This window comes from Nocardioides sp. NPDC004968 (genome assembly GCF_040608935.1).
In the GTDB taxonomy this organism is placed as follows: Bacteria; Actinomycetota; Actinomycetes; order Propionibacteriales; family Nocardioidaceae; genus Nocardioides.
This window is the reverse complement of the sequence record NZ_JBEXJF010000006.1, coordinates 128,477-148,356: the sequence shown is the minus strand read 5'-3', so window position 1 is coordinate 148,356 and position 19,880 is coordinate 128,477. Positions and strand designations below refer to the sequence as shown.

Here is a 19,880-nt window from a genome sequence, read left to right as displayed (position 1 = left end):
CGATGTCGACGCCGGCGCTACTCCAGATCGGGTACCTCGGCCGGTGGTCGGCTGTCGCGCTCGACCAGGCAGGCCTAGCGTCTGGGTCGCGGGTCAGCGACCCGTGGCCCTCTCCGTTGGGTTGGCGGAGGGGCCGTTTCCGCTTCACAGCCAACCGGGGAGAGAGGGGCCAGACCCGTGTCCACCGACCTACGTGTGCTGTTCGTCTTTGCCGCGCTGATCGCCGCCTCTGTCGCTGCCTACATCGGGCTCATGCCCCTCGACGCACCATCGTGCGGGACCGGGCTGCGCCCCGAGGACATGTGCTTTTGGACCACTCCCGAGGCGCGCCGCCCGGAGGCGCTCGTGTGGCTCGCAGGCTCGGTCGGCCTGGTCGTGGCGGCGTTTCTCAGCGGCCGCTACCACTGGACCGGTCGCGACCTGTGACCATTGGCGCCGCCGTCGCGTGAGCCGACCCTGGCGAGTGCATTCCTCTCACCCGCCGTGTGACAGGTGCGGTTAAGGGGTACCGAGAAACTGGATTCCGGCAGATACTGGGGAAGTCGTTGCCGTTGCGGAGGGAGTCACCATGCGTGCGATCTGGAAGGGCGCGGTGTCGTTCGGGCTGGTCAGCGTGCCCGTGAAGCTTTATTCGGCGACGGAGTCCCACGACGTCTCGTTCCGTCAGGTGCACCAGTCCGACGGTGGCCGGATCCGCTATCAGCGGATCTGTTCGATCGACGGCGAGGAGGTGCCCTACTCCGAGATCGCGAAGGGCTATGAGACCGAGGACGGCGAGATGGTCGTGCTCACCGACGACGACTTCGCCAACCTGCCGACCACCTCCTCGCGCGAGATCGCGGTGGAGAAGTTCGTGCCGAGCGACCAGATCGACCCGATGCTCTTCGAGAAGAGCTACTACCTGGAGCCGGAGAACACCGGGGTCAAGCCCTACGCGCTGCTGCGCCAGGCTCTGCTCGAGGCCGACCGTGTCGCCCTGGTGACCGTCGCGCTGCGGCAGCGCACCACGGTCGCGGCGCTGCGGGTGCGGCCGACCGACAACGGCGACGTGATCGTGCTGCAGACCATGATGTGGCCCGACGAGATCCGGGTACCCGACTTCAAGGTCGAGGCCGGCGAGATCAAGGACTCCGAGATCAAGATGGCCAACATGCTCGTCGAGACGCTCGCGGGCGACTTCCATCCCGAGGAGTTCTCCGACGACTACGCCAGCGCCGTCGAGGAGATGGTGAAGGCCAAGATCGAGGGCGGCGAGGTCGAGCGGACCCCCACCTCCACCAAGACCTCCGGCGAGGTCGTCGATCTGCTCGCGGCGCTGCAGCGCTCGGTCGCCGCGGCCAAGAAGTCGCGCGGCGAAGAGGTCCCCGAAGAGGCCGAGGACAAGAAGTCGGAGGCGTCCTGAGGCGTCCTGACCGACACGTACCGAATTCTCTGGTGCGGACGTGTCGAAAGCGGCAGGCTCTTCTCGACGCGTAGGCGACGACGCGCAACGGACGCGACGCCGACACGCAAGGAGAAGCCGATGCGCTACATGATGTTCGTGAAGATGGACCCCGAGGCCGGGCCGCCGCCGGTCGCGCTGATCGAGGCGGTGGAGGCCGAGATCAAGCAGCAGTACGCCGACGGCATCCTGCTCGACGCCGACGGGCTCGGTCCCGCGGTGGAGATCCGGCTGACCGCGGGCGAGGTGACCCACATCGACGGGCCGTTCGCCGAGGCCAAGGAGGTCGCCGGCGGGTTCTCGCTCTTCGAGGTCCGCTCGCCCGACGAGGCCATCGAGCTCGGGCGCCGGATGATCCAGCTCCACGAGGAGCTGTGGCCGGGACAGGACGTGGCCGTGGAGATGCGGCCGCTGTTCGGTCCGCCGACCCCGGCTGAATGAGCTCGCCCACCGAGCACGCGATCGTCGCGGTCTGGCGCAACGAGTCCGTACGCCTCCTCGCCGGTCTGGCGCGGATGACGCACGACCTCGACCTGGCCGAGGACCTCGCCCAGGATGCTCTCGTCGCGGCGCTGGAGCAGTGGCCGCACGAGGGCATCCCTCGCAACCCCGGAGCGTGGTTGATGTCGATCGCGAAGCGGCGCGCGATCGACGGGTTCCGCCGTGACGAGGTGCTGCGCCGCAAGGTCGCCCTGCTGGGCCACGAACTGGAGGAGGGTGAGATGCCTGACCTGGCTGCCGCGGTAGACCACATCGAGGACGATGTGCTGCGGCTGATGTTCCTCTCCTGCCATCCGGTGCTGGCGCCCGACTCCCGCACCGTGCTGACGCTGCGGCTCGTGGGCGGTCTGACGACCGCCGAGATCGCCCGGGCCTACTTCGCCAAGGAGTCGGCCGTCGGCCAGCGGATCTCGCGGGCGAAGCGCACCCTGGCGGAGGTCGGGGCCTCGTTCGAGCTGCCCACCGGCGAGGAGCGGACGGCACGGCTGCGCGACGTGATGCAGACGATCTACCTGGTCTTCAACGAGGGCTACGCGGCCACGTCGGGGCCGTCGTGGACCCGGCCTGAGCTGTGCCTGGAAGGGATGCGGCTGGCCCGGATGCTGGCCGCGCACGCCCCGGGCGATCCCGACGCGCAGGCGCTGCAGGGGCTGCTCGAGATCCAAGGGTCACGGCTCGCGGCCCGGGCGGATGCAGAGGGTCACCCGGTGCTGCTCGAGGACCAGGACCGGACCCGCTGGGACCAGCTGCTGCTGCGGCGCGGCCTGGCCGCGGTCGACCGGGCGACGGCGCTGGCCTCCTCCGGCACCCCCGGCGGAAGCTATCTGGTGCAGGCGATGATCGCCGCGTGCCACGGCCGCGCCCGACGGGCCGAGGAGACCGACTGGGCCGAGATCGCACGCCTCTACGACATGCTCGCGACCGGCGTCCCCGGCGCCGTCATCGAGGTCAACCGGGCGGTGGCACACGGGCGCGCTTTCGGTCCCGATGCCGGGCTGGCCATCCTGGCAGCACTCCCCGAGGGAGCGCTTCCTGGGTCGCATCTGCCCGCCGGCGTACGTGGTGACCTGCTGCACCGCGCCGGGCGACACCTCGAGGCCGCGGTGGCGTTCGACGAGGCGGCCGCGTTGACCACCAACGCCGGGGAACAGGAACTTCTCCAGAAACGTGCGGCCGCGTGTCGAAGCGACGAGGTCTCGTCCGACGCGTAAGTATCAACCGGCTCGACCACCGCGACAGAAGTGAGCAGACGATGACCACAACCACCACCTCCGCCGACGGCACCACGATCGCCTACGACGTCACCGGCACCGGCCCGGCGCTCGTCCTGGTCGACGGGGCCTTGTGCTACCGCGGCTTCGGGCCGTCGAAGGAGCTGGCCGACGCGTTCTCGGACCGGTTCACCGTCTACCGCTACGACCGCCGCGGCCGCGGCGACAGCAACATCGCCAAGCCGGCTGCCGCCGGCACCATGGAGGCGGTCGAGCAGGAGGTCGCCGACCTGGGGGCGGTGATCGAGGCGGCCGGCGGGCACGCCCACCTGCTGGGCCTGAGCTCGGGCGCGTTCCTCGCCCTGGAGGCCGCACGGGCCGGGCTGCCGATCGACAAGATCGTCGCCTACGAGGCGCCGCTCATCCTCGACGACACCCACCGCCCCAACGACGCCGACCTGGCGCAGCAGGTCGAGGCCCTGGTGGAGAAGGGCAAGCGGGCCGCCGCGGTCGAACTCTTCATGCGCATGGTCGGCATGCCGCTGATCGCGGTCAAGATGATGCGGCTCACCCCGGCCTTCAAGAAGCTCATCCCGGTCGCCCACACGCTGGTCTACGACCTGGGCATGTGCGTGCCGTTCCAGCAGGGTCTGCCCCTGCCGGGCGGCTACTTCAAGAACGTCTCGGTGCCGGTGCTGTCGGTGGCGGGCAGCAAGAGCCCGACCTACATGACCAACGCCCAGCAGGCCATCTCCAAGGCCGTTCCAGAAGGCCGCTACGTCGTCCTCGACGGGCAGGACCACATGGTCAAGGCCGACGCCCTGGCTCCGGTGGCCACCGAGTTCCTCACCGCCTGAACGACCCCGCCGGAGGGCGGCCTATCCTGGCGCCATGGCGCAGCTCTGGGACATCTCCCCACCGGTCCATGCATCCTCGCCGGTCTTCCCCGGCGACCATGCCACCGAGGTCGGCTGGACGTTCCGGATCGGCCCCGGGTGTCCGGTCAATGTCGCCGAGCTGACTCTGTCGGCCCACGTCGGCGCGCACGCGGACGCTCCGCTGCACTTCACCGACGGCGGCACGCCGGCCGGCGAGATGCGGCTAGAGCCGTTCCTCGGTCCGTGCCGCGTGGTCGACGTGTCAGGGGTCCGACCGCTGGTCACCGTCGACGACATCGACCTCACCGATCTTCCGCCGCGCGTGCTGTTCCGGACGTACGCCACCCAGCCGACGACCTGGGACGACGACTTCTGCGCGCTCGACCCTGCGCTGATCGACCTCCTGGCCGCCCACGGGGTGCAGCTGGTCGGCACCGACGCGGCCAGCCTGGACCCGTCCTCCTCCAAGGATCTTCCGGCCCACTTCGCGACCCACCGTCATGACGTACGCATCCTGGAGAACCTGCTGCTCGATGAGGTACCCGCGGGCGACTACGAGCTGATCGCGCTCCCCCTCAAGCTCACCACCGCCGACGCCGCGCCCGTGCGCGCCGTGCTCAGGCCGATCAAGGAGACTGCCGAATGAACCGCGACGATGCGGTCGCTCTCGACCAGGCCGACCCGCTGGCCCCGCTGCGGGACCTCTTCGACCTGCCCGAAAGGACGATCTACCTCGACGGCAACTCGCTGGGCGCGCTCCCCCGCGCCACCGCGGGCCGCGTGGCCGAGGTGGTCACGCAGGAGTGGGGCCAGGGACTGATCGAGTCCTGGAACACCGCCTCCTGGATCACCCTCCCCCAGCGCGTCGGCGACAAGATCGCCCGGCTCGTCGGCGCAGGTCAGGGCGAGGTCGTGGTCGCCGACTCAACCTCGCTCAACGTCTACAAGGTGCTCGCCTCGGCGCTCTCGATCGCGTCCGTAGACTCGCCCGAGCGCCGCATCGTGGTCAGCGAGCGCAGCAACTTCCCGACCGACCTCTACATCGCCTCATCGCTGTGCCGTGACCGCGGCTACGAGCTGGTCCTGGTCGACTCCCCCGACGAGATCGAGGGGCTGCTGGACCGGACCGCGGTGCTGATGCTGACCGAGGTCAACTACCGCACCGGCTACCTGCACGACATGGCCGCGGTGACCGCGCTCGCGCACGAGCACGGCGTGCTTGCCGTCTGGGACCTGTGCCACTCGGCCGGTGCGGTGCCGGTCGACCTTCGGGACGCCGACGCCGACTTCGCGATCGGCTGCGGCTACAAGTTCCTCAACGGCGGCCCCGGCTCGCCTGCGTTCCTGTGGGTCAACCCTCGCCACGTCGACCGTTTCGAGCAGCCGCTGTCGGGCTGGATGGGTCACGCGGCGCCGTTCGAGATGTCGCCGGGCTACCGGCCCGCGGAGGGGGTCTCGCGCTACCTGTCCGGCACCCCCGCCGTCATCGGCATCTCCGCCCTGGAGTGCGGTGTCGACACGCTGCTGGCGGCCGAGACGTACGGCGGTCTCGAGGCGATCCGGGAGAAGTCGCTCGCGCTGACCCGGCTCTTCGCCGACCTGGTCACCTCCCGGCTTCCCGGGTTCACGATCGAGTCCCCGCTCGACGACGCGCAGCGGGGCAGCCAGCTCTCGCTGAGCATCGGCGAGGGTGCGTACGCGATCGTGCAGGCGCTCATCGAACGCGGTGTCGTCGGCGATTTCCGCGCAGGCTCACCGGACATCCTCCGTTTCGGCGTCACCCCGCTCTATACGCGCTACGTCGACGTGTGGGACGCCGTCGACCACCTGGTCTCGGTGATGGACAACGACGAATGGCGCGACGAGCGCTTCTGGACCCGAGGAGCAGTCACATGAGCAGCACGCAGGACCTTCCGATGGACTACTCCGACTATCTCCACCTGCCGGAGGTGCTCGGCGCGCAGAATCCGCTCTCGGGCGACCACAACGAGATGCTCTTCATCGTGCAGCACCAGGCGATGGAGCTGTGGATGAAGCTCGCGCTGCACGAGCTGACCGAGGCGCAGCGGCTCCTCGCCGAGGATGCGGTACGTCCGGCGTTCAAGGGGCTGGCCCGGGTCTCCCGGATCATGGAGCAGCTCGTGCATGCCTGGGACGTCCTCTCGACCCTGACCCCGACCGAGTACGACAAGTTCCGCCCCTACCTGGCCACCGGCTCGGGCTTCCAGTCGTGGCAGTACCGCTGCATCGAGTTCGCGCTCGGCAACAAGGCCGCCTACACGCTCCGCGTGCACGAGGGACGCCCGCACGAGCAGGATGTGCTCTCCGCGTACGGACGTCCGTCTCTCTACGACGAGTCGCTACGCCTGCTGTCCCGGCGCGGCTTCGACATCCCGTCCGATCATCTCGACAGGGACTGGAAGCAGGAGTACGCGGCGTCCGACGCCGTCGAAGCCGCCTGGGGCGAGGTCTACCGCGACCCGGACAAGCACTGGGACCTCTACGAGCTCGGCGAGGAGCTCACCGACCTCGAGACCGCCTTCCGGGTCTGGCGGTTCCGGCACGTGACCACCGTCGAGCGGATCATCGGGTTCAAGGTCGGCACCGGCGGGACCAGCGGTGTCTCCTACCTGCGCAAGCAGCTCGACATCATCCTGTTCCCCGAGCTGTGGGCGATGCGCACCGAGCTGTAGCGCTGTTCCGCCATCAAGGTATGCAGGGAAAGGAACACATCCCGTGCGGAGTTCCGCCCGGAATGTGTTCCTTCGACTGCATACCTTGACGAAGGAACCGACCGCTCAGCGCGCCAGCTTCCCGCGGAGCCGCTCGGCGAGACGTACGGAGGCCTCGATCTCGACCTTGCGGATCGAGACGGACTCGATGTTGATGCCGAACGGCACGCCGAGCTGGCGGCAGAAGGACATCAGCTCGATCGCCGTGGCCTCGGCCTGCTCGAGCGAGGCGTCGAGGGTGTCGGTGGCGTGGCGCAGCTCGTTCTCGATCCAGCGCGGGACGTCGACGCCGAGCCAGCGGAGGAACTCGAGGGTCTTCATCGAGCCGCAGACGGAGAAGGTGAACACGATCGGCACCGGCTGCAGGCCACGGGTCTCGCACTCGTAGCGGTAGTCGGAGACGAGGTTCTTGGCGGCGTTGACGTCGTAGACGACCTGGGTGACGAAGTAGGAGCAGCCCGCCTCCTGCTTGGCGATCAGCCGAAGGTGCTCGTCGCCCTTGGCCGTGTGTCGCTCAGGGATCGCGACGGCGCCCAGGAGCAGGTCGGGGTTGGCCTCGTTCCGGATCTGCTGGGCACGGCGCAGGCTGGTGGCGACCCGCTTCTCACCCGAGGAGGCGCCGACGAAGACCGACAGCGCCTTGGCCGGGTCCTGGGTCTTGACCCAGTCGCGCAGTGTCGGCTCGTCGTACTTGCCCGTGGCCCGGTAGACGACGGCCGGCACGTCGAGACCGGCGAGGTTGCGCTCGAGGAACTCGGCGGGGTCGAGGGTGCGTGCGAACGGGAACGGCCGCTCTTCCGGGTTGCGGTCGGACTCGTCGTCGATGTCGTAGAGGATCAGCCCGTCGACATCGAGGGGCCGGATCCGCTCGAGCGTGACCTCCGCGATCTGCTGGACCCTCTCGGGTGCCGTCGTCACCCTCGGCGGGGTGACGGCGAACAGAAGAATCTCACCGGCACGGTCATTGATGCGCTGCTGCAGATCCACGACATCAACGCTAGCCGAGCCGTGCCGACCCGGCGCGTCTGTCCCACCCCAGAGCGCCGAGTCGGCGTCGATCAGTAGACGCTCGGCCCCGAGGTGGGGGCGTCGTAAGCCTCGGTGTCCGGCTTGATCTTGAACAGCTCGGCACGGCGCTTGATCGTCTCGGCGCGAGCCAGACGCGGCTTGTCGCTGCCGTCGCGGATCACGCGGCCGCCCTCCTCGAACTTGTGGAGGAACTCGTGGGCCCAGGTCACGTCGGACGGTGTCGGGCTGAACGACTCGTTGATCACCGAGGGCTGCTCGATGTCGAGGCAGAGCTTGCCGGTCATACCCATCGCGACGCCGTCGGCCGACTGTTCACGGAGCAGCGGGTGGCTGCTGCCCACCGTCGGGCCGTCGATCGGACCGGACAGGTTGCCGATCCGCGAGGCCAGGACCAGCTTGGTCCGCGGGTAGGCCATGGCGAGCGGGTCGTTCTCCGCGCCCGTGTCGCGGCGGTAGTCACCGGAGCCGAAGGCGAGCCGGTAGGCGCCTCGGGCGCGCGCAATCGTCGCGGCGTCCTCGATCCCCAGCGCCGACTCGAGCAGCGGGATCACCGGGGTCTTGCCACCCAGCCGCTGGAACGTGTCGGTCACCTGGTCGGGCGACTCGGTCTTCGCGAGCATCACACCGGCGAGCGTCTCGATCCCGGCGAGCGCCGCGATGTCCTCGCTCCAGTCCTCGGTGGTCCAGTCGTTGATGCGTACCCAGGCACGGCCGCCACCCTTGAGCCAGCTGGTCACGTTCTCGCGCGCCTGCGACTTGAGCGAGGTGTCGATCGCGTCCTCCATGTCGAGGATGATCTGGTCGGCTCGGCTCAGCTGGGCGTCGTCGAAAATCTCCGTACGCATCGCGGAGACCAGGAGCCAGGACCGGGCGTTGTGGCCCTCGACTCGGTTGGCTTCGCGGACCTCGCGCTTCTCGGCGATCTGGCTCGTGCTCATCGTTCGTCTATCTCCCTACTGGCGTCCTGGATGGGCGCGACTTCGGACGGTAAACCAACTTCTCGGTGACTCGCGAGTAGGAGGCGGCCTGGGGCAGGCGTTGAGACATGACTCACGTCGCCGCCCCCGGATCGGCCTCACCGGCCAGGTCCGGCATCGGCTGAACGAGCTGGTAGACCGAGTAGAGGTCCCGCTCCTCACCGGATGGCTGGCGGCCGGTCTCGCGGTAGCGCGCGACGACCTGGTTCAGCTCCTGCTGCAACTCGAGGGCCTCGTCCTTGGTCAGGCGCAGCGACGACTCCGACACGAGCCGCCTGGCCGGATCGTCCTCGAGCTCCGAGGAGATCTTGAAGGCCTCATCGACCAAGTGGTGGCCCCAGGCGACGGAGCTGCGCTGGAACACCGTGTACGCCGCCTCGCCTCCCGGCTGCTGGACCATCTCTCTCGGGCTGATGGTGATGTCGTCGTCGGTGAGCCGCCAGACCCGGTCGCGCTTGTCCCGGCCGGCGTCGGGGTCGATCTCCACCAGGCCGTACTTCGCCAGCTGCCGCAGGTGGAAGCTGGCCTGGTTGGCCGGGATGCCGGTGCGCTGCGCGACATCCGCGGCGCGGAGGGATCCCGCCGCGGACAGCTCGTGCAGCACCCGGTTGCGAGTCGGGTGGGCGATCGCGCGCAGGATCCGCGGGTCGTCGTACGTAGCCATGGCCGCAGTCTACAGAATTCCGCAATACATATTGCGCAACATATCTTGCGCACCTTATGGTGCGGGTATGCCCTCCTACCGCGAGCTCGCCCGCAACCACGACTTCACCGCCCTCTGGATCGGCGCCACCGTCGCCGAGCTCGGGACCCGGGTGAGCCTCTTCGCGATGCCCCTGGTCGCCTACGCGATGACCGGATCCGCCTTCTGGGCCGCGTCCGCGGAGGCGATCCACCTCATCGGGATGGTGGGGATGCTGCTGCCGGCCGGGGTGATCGCCGACCGCCGCCATCGGCTGCGGATCATGCGGTTCGCCCACGGCTCGGGCACTCCTCGTCGCCCTCCTCACCGGAGCGCTCAACGGGCTCTTCCTCCCGGCCGAGAACTCAGCGATCAGATCGGTCGTCGCGGCAGACGACCTCCCGACGGCCCTCTCCCAGCAGCAGGCACGCCAGCACATCGCCGGACTGCTCGGCGGGCCGCTCGGCGGCGTGCTGCTCGGCTTCACCCGCTGGGCGCCGTTCGCCGGAAACGCCATCGCGTACGCCGCCGGCTGGCTGCTCCTCGGACGCGTCCGAGCCGACCTCTCGGCACCGCCGGCCCTCACCCGCGCGCCTCGCGAGAAGGCCTCGGCCGACCTGGTCGCGGGACTGCGCTACAGCTGGCAGCAGCCGTTCCTGCGTACGCTGCTCTTCTTCGGGCCTGCCGCCAACCTGGCCGTCAACGCGCTCTTCTTCATGGCCCTGCTGCGACTGATCGAGGCCGGGTTCCCGGCCTGGCAGATCGGGTTGGCCGAGGCGGCGATCGGAGCATGCGGGGTCCTCGGCGCGCTGGTCGCTCCGTGGCTCATCGACAAGATCCCGACGGGCAGGCTCACCGCCCTGGTCGCGTGGAGCTTCGTGCCGCTCTCGATCCCCCTCGCGTTCTGGACCCACCCCGCCGTGATGGCTCTGGCGGTCTCCGTCGGCCTCTTCCTCAACCCTGCAGGCAACGCCGGCGTCGCGGCGTACCGGATGGCGATCACCCCACCGAAGCTGGTCGGACGCGTTCAGTCAGCGGCCCCGTTCGTCTCCATGCTCTCGATCCCGCTGGCGCCCGCCCTGGCCGGGGCACTGCTCGCCGTCACCGACGGCACCACCGCGGTCCTCGCGGTCACGGCGCTGGTCGCTCTCGCCGCCCTCATCCCCACGCTCGCTCGCTCCGTACGGTCGATCCCGCGCCCCGCGGACTGGCAGACGCTGCGCTCGAACGATGACAACCTCGGCCACACACGCGCTTCAGAGCGTAAAAATGCGGTTCCGCAGGGATAACCTTCGTCAAGTCCCCCAACGCAACGTTTGCTCCTCGGAAGCAAAGGATCCCCTCGCATGTTCAACCGGGCCTGTCTGGCGTTGGCACTTCTGGCCGGCGTGTTCGTCACGGTGCTGTCTCCGGGACCGGCTCATGCCGCGACCGACTCGTGGGCCGAGTGGGCGCCCGTCTCCGGGACGTCCAACGACTACTCCACGACGATGACCCAGCGGTCTGCGGGCTTCCCCGCGGCCCAGATGGCCAGCGACTCCCGGGCCAACGTCGCCCTTCCCAGCGGCGCGAGCACGTTCCTCGACGCAAGCACGCCTCCTGGAGCGAAGTACGGATCGAGCCGCGGCTCGGCCTACATCAACCTGCGCCCGAAGGCCGACACCCCGACCGGCGCCTCGACCACGACGTACGCCTTCGAGAACCCCACGCCCGACACCGGCTGGGCGTTCGTGCTCGGTGACATCGACTCCGACCAGGTACAGGTCCAGGCGACCGACGAGAACGGCGAGGAGGTTCCGGCCGCGGCGATCTCCTCGTGGTTCCAGGGTTCGTTCAACTACGCCGGCGGCACCGACCAGCCGACCTGGAACCCGGCCACCTCGACGCTGACCGGCAACCCCACCGCCACCGACACGAACGGCGCCAGTGGCTGGTACGAGCCCGACATCCGGCTCACCAGCCTGACCTTCGCCTTCACCCGCCGGGCCGGCTTCCCGGTCTACCAGACCTGGTTCGTGAGCCGGGCGCGGCCGATCGGCGGCATGGTCTCCGACGTGTCGACCTCCGGGTCGTGCCCGGTCGAGAGCTCGGTGCTCACCCTCGTCTCGCCCTACGGGGAGACCCTGGCCACCACGAGCCCCGCCGCCGATGGCACCTACTCCTTCGGCGAGTTCGCCACCCAGGACGGCTACACCGTCCGGCTGAGCCAGCCCGACGGATGTGCGATCGTCGGACAGACCGAGGCGACCGCCAGCAACCGCGGCGAGGACAGCGACCCCGCCTCCCGGGCCGACTTCGAGGTGCGGCAGGTGATCCCGCAGGCGATCAGCGGCACCGTACGCGACGACGCCGGCGCTCCGGTCCCGGGCGCGACCGTGACCCTCACCCGGCCCGACGGGACCACCGCGACCACGACCACCGGCACCGACGGCAGCTATCTCTTCGACGACAACGCGGTCGGCACCGGCTACTCGCTGACCCTGACGGTGCCCGACGGCTACACCGCGGGCCCCGATGGTACGACCCGCTCCGACATCACCGTCGACGACAGCCCGATCACCGACCAGGACTTCGTGGTCAACCAGCTGGCCAGTGTCTCCGGCACCGTGACCGGCGGCGGCAGCGGGCTCGGCGGCGTCCAGGTGCGCCTGGTCCCCGCCGGCGGCGGCGACCCGATCACCACTGTCACCGACGGCGACGGCAACTACGCGCTCGACGGGGTGCCGCCCGGCGACTACACCGCCGAGATCGAGGCGCCCGAGGGCTACACGGGCGCCACCACGCGACCGGTCACCGTGGCGACGAGCGACGTGACCGGGGTCGACTTCGACCTCACCCGCCCCGGCACGATCGCTGGGCGGGTCACCGACGCCTCCACCGGAGACCCGGTCGCCGGCGTCACCGTCACCGTCGACGGGCCCGACGGCCCGATCACCGCCACCACCGACGACGCGGGCGGCTACATCGTCGAGGATCTGCCGCCGGGCGACTACACCATCACCGTCACCGCACCCGATGGGATGCGGGTCGTGGGTGAGGCCTCGCGTACGGTCACGATCACCTCGGCCGGCGAGATCCGGGGAGGACAGGACTTCAGGGTCGACGAGGTCCCATCGCCGAGCCCCACACCGGACCCGACCCCGACGCCGGACCCGACCCCGGATCCCACGCCGACCCCGGATCCGACGCCCACGCCGGATCCGACCGACGTCCCGACTCCCGGCGGAAATGAGAATCCGCCGACGGCCCCGAACCCGGGACCGCCGACGGAAACCTCACCTCAGAGCTCGCTCCCCGAGACCGGCGGCCCGTCGTGGGTGTTCGCCGCCCTCGGCATCTCGCTCCTGCTCGCCGGCACGGTGCTCACCGTGACGGCGCGTCGAGCGTCCCGAATGCGAGGTTGACCTCCTCGTTGAGCACCGAGGTCGCCCAGATCTCCCACCGCAGCGGGTGATCCACGATGGCCTCGGGGAACCGCTCGCGGATCGCGGTCGGGAAGTAGGCCACCAGACGCTCCGTCATCACCGGATCCGCGGCCGGGTCGGGAAGACCCGCGGCGACCAGCTCGCGTCGGCGCTCGATCTTGGTCCAGGCGAGCATCACGGCCAGCTCGGGGGCGGTGAGCCCCTCACCCGCCTCCAGACGGCGGGCGACCTCGGTCGAGGAGGGCAGGCCCTCCACCTCGCGGCCGAGCAGTCCGGCCGTGACCCACTCCGCGATCTGGCGCTCGTGAGCCTCCAGGAGCTGCGGGGCCGAGGCGACCGCACGGGTGAGGGTCACGTTGTGGGCCTCGTTGTGAGCGAGCACCAGCGCGGCGACCTCGTCGGTCATCTCCTCGAGGAGCTCGTCACGCGCGGCCAGCGTCAGCGAGCCCGCGCGTACCTCTCGGTCCAGCAGGATCTTGAGGTTGACCTCGTGGTCGGAGGTGCCGACACCGGCGGAGTTGTCGATCGCGTCGGTGTTGATCAGCCCACCCTTGCGGGCGAACTCGACGCGGCCGGCCTGGGTGATGCCCAGGTTGCCACCCTCACCGACGACCCGCACCCGCAGCTCGGCGGCGTCGACCCGGACCCCGTCGTTGGCGTGGTCACCGGCGTCGTCGTCGGTCTCGCTGGACGCCTTGACGTACGTCCCGATCCCGCCGTTCCACAGCAGGTCGACCGGCGCACGCAGGATCGCGCTGATCAGCTCCTGCGGGGTGAGCCGCTTGACGTCGGTCGCCAGACCGAGCGCCTGCCGCACCTCGGGGCTGATCGGCACCCACTTCAGCTGCCGCGACCACACGCCGCCGCCCGCCGAGATCAGTGAGGTGTCGTAGGACTCCCAGGTCGACCGGGGCATCTCGAAAAGCCGCTTCCGCTCCTGGAATCCCACCGCCGCGTCGGGCGTGGGGTCGATGAAGATGTGCCGGTGGTCGAAGGCGGCCACGAGCCGGATGCGATCCGAGCGCAGCATGCCGTTGCCGAAGACGTCACCGGACATGTCCCCGACGCCGACCGCAGTGATCTCGTCGGTCTGCGGGTCGATGCCGAGCCGCTTGAAGTGGTGCTGCACCGAGACCCAGGCACCACGCGAGGTGATGCCCATGGCCTTGTGGTCATAGCCGGCCGAGCCGCCGGAGGCGAACGCGTCGCCGAGCCAGAAGTCGTACTCCGCCGCGACCGAGTTGGCCAGGTCGGAGAACGTCGCGGTGCCCTTGTCGGCGGCGACGACCAGGTAGGAGTCGTCGCTGTCGTGGCGCACCACGTCGGCCGGCGGCACGATCTCACCGTCCACCCGGTTGTCGGTGACGTCGAGCAGGCCACGCAGGAACGTGACGTACGCGTCCGGACCGGCGACGCCCTTGGGGACGAAGCCACCCTTCGCGCCGCCCGGCACGATCACAGTGTTCTTGACCTGCTGCGCCTTCGCCAGCCCGAGCACCTCGGTGCGGAAGTCGTCGCGCCGGTCGCTCCACCGCAGGCCGCCACGGGCCACGGGGTCGAAGCGCAGGTGCACACCCTCGACGTCGGGCGAGTAGACGAAGATCTCGTACGCCGGCCGCGGCAGCGGCAGGTCGGGCACCTGCTGCGGGTCGAACTTGAACGCGAGGTAGCTCCGACCGCGGTAATAGTTCGTCCGCATCGTCGCCAGGATCGTGGAGACGTAGCTGCGCAGGATCCGGTCCTGGTCCAGGCTCGCGACGTCATCGAGAGCCTCGATGATCGCCTCGGCCCGCTTCGTCTCGTCACGCGTGGTGAGCGAGGGATCGAACCGGGTCTCGAACAGCTCCACGATCTGCCGGGCGATGCCCGGGTTGGCGCACAGCGCGCCCGCGATCGTCTGGAACGAGTTGGGCGTACCGGCCTGGCGCAGGTAGCGACCGTAGGCACGCAGCAGCGTCACCTGACCGTGGTCGAGACCGGCCAGGACGAGCGCGTTCAGCCCGTCGACCTCGCTGCGGCCGGACCAGGCCTGGTGCAGCGCGGCGACCAGCTGGGTCGGGGTGCCGGCCGGGGTGCCGGAGTAGGCGAGCCCGAAGTCGTAGATGAACCACTCCTCCGACCCGGACGTGCCGACGCCCTCGAGGTCGTAGGGCCGCTCGTCGGTGACCTCGAAGCCGAACGAGGACAGGATCGGGAGCATCAGGGACAGCGAGAGCGGACCACCGGTGCGGTAGATCTTGATCCGGAAACCGCCGGGGCTCTCCGGGTCCTTGTAGAAGGAGAAGTCGACCGCCTCGCCCTGGTGCGAGAGCATCTCGAGCCGGGTCAGGTCGGCGGCGCCGGTGTCGGCGTCGAAGTCCTCCTTGTAGGCCTCCGGGAAGGCGTCGAGCACGTGCGAGAGCCGGGCCGCGCCGTCCTCGCCGGCATGGGCGATGACCGCGCTGACCAGGTCGTCGCGCCAGCTCCGCGCGGCCTTGCGCAGCCGCGACTCGAGGCTGTCGACCAGCCCCGGGGTGTCCAGGGCCTTCCCCAGCGACTCGGTGGTGCCGTGGACCACGAAGTGCACCCGGGCGGTGGTCGACTCGCTGATGCGTACGGTGAACTCCAGGTCGGTGCCGCCGAGCGCGTCGAGAAGCACCTTCGAGAACCGCTCGCGGACCGTCGTGTTGTAGCGGTCACGCGGCAGCGAGACGAGCACCGAGACATAGCGACCGTACGTGTCGGGCCGGACGGCCACCCGCAGGATGCGACGCTCGATCGCTCCCAGCGCGGCCTCGGCCAGGTCCATCAGCTCCTCGGTGGAGGCGTGGAACAGCTCCTCGCGAGGGTAGGACTCCATCGCGTCGAGCATCGCCTTGCCGGTGTGGCTGCGGGCGTCGTAGCCGGTGTGGTCGAGGACCGCGGCGACCTTGCCGCGTACGACCGGAATCCGGGTCACCGACTGGCGAGCCGCCTTGGTGGTGAAGAGGCCGAGGAAACGGTGCTCGCCGATCACCTCACCGGCGGCGTTGAAGATCTTGATGCCGACATGGTCGAGGTAGGCGGGCTCCCCGACGGTCGAGCGGGAGTTGGCCTTGGCCAGGACGAGCATGACCTTGTCGCGGGCGTGGGCGGCGACCTTGGGCGGCATCTTGCCGTGGTCGGGGGCCTGCGGCGGGTCGGCGCGCAGGATGCCCAGGCCGGTGCCGGAGCGACCGCGCAGGTACTCGCCGTCGAGGCGGTACTCGCGGTAACCGGTCAGCAGGAAGTGGTCCTCGGCCAGCCAGGCCAGCAGCTCGGCGGCCTCGGAGGCCTCCTCGCGCGGCACGCTGTTGGGCGGGGTGTAGCGCAGACCGGCCGCGATCTCCGCCAGCCGGCGGTGCAGCCTAGGCTCGTCCTCGACGACCTCGCGTACGTCCTCGAGGACTCCCTCGAGGCCCGAGACGATCTCCTTGGCGGCGTCGGGGGCCAGACGGTCGATCTCGATGTGCATCCAGGACTCGCTGATGTCGCCTTCGTTCACCCCCTCGAGCGCACCGGTCACGTCACGGGCGACGTCGATGACGGGGTGGACGACAAGATGCACGTCGAGGCCACGACGGTAGAGCTCGGTCTTGACCGAGTCCACGAGGTAGGGCATGTCGTCGACGACGATCTCGACGACGCTGCGGCCTCCGGCGGACCAACCGTCTGCGGCGGTGGTCGGGGTGAGGATGCGCACGGCGGCGGTGCCCTGCGGGCGGTTCGCTGCCAGCGCCAGATGCGATCCCACCGCGCCGGCGAGATCAGTCTCGCTGCGGCCGGTGAGCTCCTCGGGGGCTACGTGGCGGAAGTAGGTGGTGCTCGGCAGTCGGAACTGCTGGACGTTCTGCTGAGCTTGGACAGGTTTGATATGCGTCTCCGTTGACACACCTGTCACGGTATCCCGGGCGAGCACCGAGTAGGCGGCTGGATCCGAAGGAATCGCCGATGTGAGTCATAGGCTCACGACCTCCCGCCGGCCTGGGGGTAAAGAGCATACTCCTGGAATGTGTCGGTTCTCTCGGCCGCTTCGCTGATGACTCTGGCCGGACTAGGCGTCATGATGTGTGCTTATGAGTAAAAAGCTGTCGATCGACCTGGCCTACGACGCGCCGATCGCGGCCGTCTCCGGGATGCTCGCCGATGCGGCGTTCCGCGAGCAGGTCTGCGACGCCCAGCACGCGCTGTCCAAGAGCGTGGCGATCACCGGGTCGACGGTGAGCATCCGCTACGAGCAGAAGGTGAGCGGCGTGCCCGGGTTCGCGAAGAAGTTCGTCGGCGACACCATCGAGGTGCACCAGGACGAGATCTGGTCGGCCGACTTCACCTCCGGCGACCTCAAGGTCACCCTGCCTGGCAAGCCGGGCTCGCTCTCCGGCGTCGCGCGGGTGGCCGAGAACGGCACGAAGACCATCGAGACGGTCACCCTGACCGCTACGGTGAATGTTCCCCTGGTCAGCGGAAAGCTGGAGGATCTCATCCTCTCGATCTTCAAGAAGGCGCTCGAGAAGGAGCATGAGGTGGGCACCCGCTGGCTCGCCGCCTGATCCCCTCAGCCCCAGCCCCAACCCGCAGAAGCCCCAAAGGATTCGGCAATGACGACGACCCTTCAGCACGAGCTCGTGTACGACGCCCGCATGGGCGAGGTCTCCGCGATGCTCGCTGATCCGGGCTTCCGCGAGCGGGTCGCCGACGCTCAGGGAGCGCTCCGTCGCCGGGTGACCGTCGGCGGTGCGCCGCGGGAGGTCCGGATCGACCGGGTGCAGTCGACCGTCGGCGTACCCTCCTTCGCGAAGCGCATCGTCTCCGGCGATCTCACCGTCCATCAGAGCGAGGTCTGGTCCTCCGACACCGTCGCCGTCGTCGACATCACCGTCCCCGGCGGCCTGGCCACCTTGCGCGGCAACATCTCGCTGTCCGAGTCCGACGGACGCACCACCGAGAGCGTGCGGCTGAACATCAAGGTGCCCGTGCCGCTGGTCGGGGCCAAGCTCGAGGAGTACGTCGAGGAGCTGATGCTCAAGGCCTTCGACCTCGAGCAGGCGGTCGGCGCGGCGTACCTTTCTCGCTGATCTCACCGATCTGGTGCAACCAGACCGGGAAACCAACCGTCCCCATATGCGGCGGGCACTAGATTGCCGGCCACTCGGCGCCTCGGATCGGGAGGATCCAAGGCCGTTATAAGGGGATCTCGATGGTCAAACCTCGCACTCGCGTCCGGCAGCTGGTCTCGGCCGGCATCGGGCTGGTCGCAGCCGCACTCGTCGTCACCACGACGGTGACGGCGAACTACGGGGCCGCGAGCGGCACCACCGGCAAGGGAACGTTGAAGCTCGTCGCCGCTGCCGACACCGTCGAGGTGGCGTCCTACGACGGAATGGCGTACATGGAGCCGTCGGTCTGGCTGGCCGCCTATGACGCGGCATTCGAGTTCCGCGCCAGCCACACGGCGTACGACAAGCCGGTCAAACTGACCAAGACCATCATCCGGGGCAAGAAGCGCACCACCACGACCGCGCCCGCAGCGATCGTCGACGGGATGAAGGGCTTCAAGGACGGCCTGCGGGTCACGCTCAAGAACAAGGCCGGCAAGGTGATCCTCGACGAGAGCCGACCGCTGTGCCCCGGCGGCTACGACCGGCAGCGGGTGCAGACCGACGGTGCCACCGGCCCCGTCTACCCGGAGTTCTGCGGCGGCAACTGGTTCACGAAGGGCGTCCTGTACGGGATCGAGCGGGGCATGGCGGTCCCGACCGTCTCCGACCTCGAGTTCGAGACCAAGGGCGAGACCAAGCTGACCATGACGATGAGCGTCAGCAAGCCCGTCGCCGACTTCCTCGGTCTGCCGAAGGCCAGTCGCAGCGCCAAGCAGAACCTCGTCATCGTCGACGGCTGCCCCGAGGGCGGCTGCGAGGGTGAGGGCGAGATGGGCGCTCGCTCAGCCCATGGAGCCGATGGAGCCCACGGAGCCCATGACGACCAGGGCGCTCGCACGGTGGTCCCGCGAGAGTCGCTGGAAGGCGCCGAGGACGGTCGTGGACGACTCCCGCTCGGCGGCGGCGCCGGCGGTACGTCGCACGGCAAGCCCAAGAAGAGCAGCCTGCCCGACCTCGTCTCCGTGCCCGCCTGGCAGATCTCGACCGCGATCGACGAGGAGGGCACCGACCGCCTCAACTTCGCCGCCAACGAGTGGAACGCCGGACCGGCTCCGATGATCGTCGAGGGCTTCCGGCGCGGCACCGCTCCGGTGATGGACGCCTACCAGATGTTCTACAGAGACGGTGAGCAGGTCGGGATGAAGCGCACCGGCACCATGGAGTTCCACGAGGCGCCGGAGCACAACCACTGGCACTTCCTCGACTTCGCGAAGTACGAGCTGGTCGACGCCAAGGACAAGGTCGTCTCGACCAGCGGCAAGCAGTCGTGGTGCCTGGTGCCCACCGACCCGGTGGACCTGACCGTGCCCGGTGCGACGCTGCGGCCGGGACAGACCGGCCTGGAGTCGGCCTGCGGCTCCAAGTCCGCGCTGTGGCTGCGGGAGAGCCTGCCGTCCGGCTGGGGCGACACCTACGACCAGTCCCAGACCCAGGCCTTCGACCTCACCAAGGTCAAGAACGGCACCTACCGGATCAAGGTCACCGTCAACCCGGACGGCAACCTCTACGAGACCACCCGGTCCAACAACGTCAGCCACCGCACCGTGATCATCGGCGGCAAGGCCGGCGCCCGCACCGTCACCGTCCCGCCCTACCAGGGCGTCGACACCGAGACCTGGTGGAACGAGGACTGAGGAGTACGCCGACCGCCTGCTCGAGGGCGACCTCGAGCAGGCGGTGCGTGCCGGGTGCGGTTCACGATCGCCCAGGTCGCAGCATCGTGTGGGCACTCGACCAGGCCCATCTCCCTCGGGACTTCGCGGACCTGGCTGGCTGCTCGCCGCCGCAACTGTTCGCCGATGACGTCCCAAACGTCCAAGACTCGCTGGGGGACGGAGTGTGACGCTG

18 protein-coding genes are annotated in these 19,880 nt (G+C 69.3%); 13 read left to right on the top strand and 5 right to left on the bottom strand.

Annotation, left to right across the window (positions count from 1 at the left end):
• Positions 1-177: 177 nt before the first annotated feature.
• The 8 genes from ABZU72_RS09635 (at position 178) to kynA (ending at position 6,724) form a co-directional block, all read left to right on the top strand.
• Positions 178-426, top strand: a complete 249-nt coding sequence (locus ABZU72_RS09635) for a hypothetical protein (protein WP_355018639.1) — start codon at positions 178-180, stop codon at positions 424-426.
• Positions 427-568: 142 nt separating this feature from the next.
• Positions 569-1,402, top strand: a complete 834-nt coding sequence (locus ABZU72_RS09630) for a Ku protein (protein WP_355018638.1) — start codon at positions 569-571, stop codon at positions 1,400-1,402.
• Between the two features lie 120 nt (positions 1,403-1,522).
• On the top strand, positions 1,523-1,882 hold the full coding sequence (locus tag ABZU72_RS09625; RefSeq protein ID WP_355018637.1) for a YciI family protein: 360 nt from the start codon (positions 1,523-1,525) through the stop codon (positions 1,880-1,882).
• On the top strand, positions 1,879-3,153 hold the full coding sequence (locus ABZU72_RS09620; RefSeq protein WP_355018636.1) for an RNA polymerase sigma factor: 1,275 nt from the start codon (positions 1,879-1,881) through the stop codon (positions 3,151-3,153). Before ABZU72_RS09625 ends, ABZU72_RS09620 begins: the two co-directional genes overlap by 4 nt.
• Before the next feature lie 41 nt (positions 3,154-3,194).
• Positions 3,195-4,010 carry an alpha/beta hydrolase gene (locus ABZU72_RS09615; protein WP_355018635.1) on the top strand — a complete coding sequence of 272 codons (816 nt, stop codon included), beginning with the start codon at positions 3,195-3,197 and terminating at the stop codon, positions 4,008-4,010.
• A 34-nt stretch (positions 4,011-4,044) separates the two neighbouring features.
• Positions 4,045-4,677, top strand: a complete 633-nt coding sequence (gene kynB / locus ABZU72_RS09610; RefSeq protein ID WP_355018634.1) for an arylformamidase — start codon at positions 4,045-4,047, stop codon at positions 4,675-4,677.
• The gene (gene kynU, locus ABZU72_RS09605) at positions 4,674-5,927 is read left to right on the top strand and encodes a kynureninase (RefSeq protein WP_355018633.1); all 1,254 of its coding nucleotides are present in this window, start codon (positions 4,674-4,676) and stop codon (positions 5,925-5,927) included. Before kynB ends, kynU begins: the two co-directional genes overlap by 4 nt.
• The gene (kynA, locus tag ABZU72_RS09600; RefSeq protein WP_355018632.1) at positions 5,924-6,724 is read left to right on the top strand and encodes a tryptophan 2,3-dioxygenase; all 801 of its coding nucleotides are present in this window, start codon (positions 5,924-5,926) and stop codon (positions 6,722-6,724) included. The genes kynU and kynA overlap by 4 nt, the downstream gene beginning before the upstream one ends.
• Before the next feature lie 105 nt (positions 6,725-6,829).
• On the opposite strand, the gene ABZU72_RS09595 is transcribed toward kynA, so the two are convergent.
• The 4 genes from ABZU72_RS09595 to ABZU72_RS09580 all read right to left on the bottom strand — a co-directional run bounded on the left by ABZU72_RS09595 (position 6,830) and on the right by ABZU72_RS09580 (position 9,736).
• Positions 6,830-7,750: a methylenetetrahydrofolate reductase gene (locus ABZU72_RS09595; RefSeq protein WP_355018631.1), complete on the bottom strand. Its 921-nt coding sequence runs from the start codon at positions 7,748-7,750 to the stop codon at positions 6,830-6,832.
• A gap of 71 nt (positions 7,751-7,821) precedes the next feature.
• Positions 7,822-8,730, bottom strand: coding sequence for a CoA ester lyase (locus tag ABZU72_RS09590; protein ID WP_355018630.1), 909 nt, complete (start codon positions 8,728-8,730; stop codon positions 7,822-7,824).
• 112 nt (positions 8,731-8,842) lie between these two features.
• Positions 8,843-9,433, bottom strand: a complete 591-nt coding sequence (locus ABZU72_RS09585; RefSeq protein ID WP_355018629.1) for a helix-turn-helix domain-containing protein — start codon at positions 9,431-9,433, stop codon at positions 8,843-8,845.
• 180 nt (positions 9,434-9,613) lie between these two features.
• Positions 9,614-9,736 carry a hypothetical protein gene (locus ABZU72_RS09580; RefSeq protein ID WP_355018628.1) on the bottom strand — a complete coding sequence of 41 codons (123 nt, stop codon included), beginning with the start codon at positions 9,734-9,736 and terminating at the stop codon, positions 9,614-9,616.
• Between ABZU72_RS09580 and ABZU72_RS09575 the strand changes: the two genes are divergently transcribed.
• Entirely contained in the window at positions 9,721-10,740 is a 1,020-nt protein-coding gene (locus tag ABZU72_RS09575; RefSeq protein WP_355018696.1) for an MFS transporter, read from the top strand. The two genes, ABZU72_RS09580 and ABZU72_RS09575, sit on opposite strands and share 16 nt — an antisense overlap.
• A 57-nt stretch (positions 10,741-10,797) precedes the next feature.
• Positions 10,798-12,855, top strand: a complete 2,058-nt coding sequence (locus ABZU72_RS09570; protein ID WP_355018627.1) for a carboxypeptidase-like regulatory domain-containing protein — start codon at positions 10,798-10,800, stop codon at positions 12,853-12,855.
• On the opposite strand, the gene ABZU72_RS09565 is transcribed toward ABZU72_RS09570, so the two are convergent.
• A complete protein-coding gene (locus ABZU72_RS09565; protein ID WP_355018626.1) occupies positions 12,815-16,765 on the bottom strand; it encodes an NAD-glutamate dehydrogenase in 3,951 nt (1,316 codons plus the stop codon). The genes ABZU72_RS09570 and ABZU72_RS09565 overlap by 41 nt on opposite strands.
• A gap of 184 nt (positions 16,766-16,949) precedes the next feature.
• On the opposite strand from ABZU72_RS09565, the gene ABZU72_RS09560 reads away from it, so the two are divergent.
• From ABZU72_RS09560 to ABZU72_RS09550, 3 genes are all read left to right on the top strand, one after another.
• Positions 16,950-17,423, top strand: coding sequence for a DUF2505 domain-containing protein (locus ABZU72_RS09560; protein ID WP_355018625.1), 474 nt, complete (start codon positions 16,950-16,952; stop codon positions 17,421-17,423).
• Between the two features lie 48 nt (positions 17,424-17,471).
• Complete coding sequence (locus ABZU72_RS09555) at positions 17,472-17,948, top strand: DUF2505 domain-containing protein (RefSeq protein WP_355018624.1); 477 nt, start codon at positions 17,472-17,474, stop codon at positions 17,946-17,948.
• A 122-nt stretch (positions 17,949-18,070) separates the two neighbouring features.
• Complete coding sequence (locus ABZU72_RS09550; RefSeq protein ID WP_355018623.1) at positions 18,071-19,666, top strand: lysyl oxidase family protein; 1,596 nt, start codon at positions 18,071-18,073, stop codon at positions 19,664-19,666.
• The last annotated feature ends 214 nt before the right edge of the window (positions 19,667-19,880 follow it).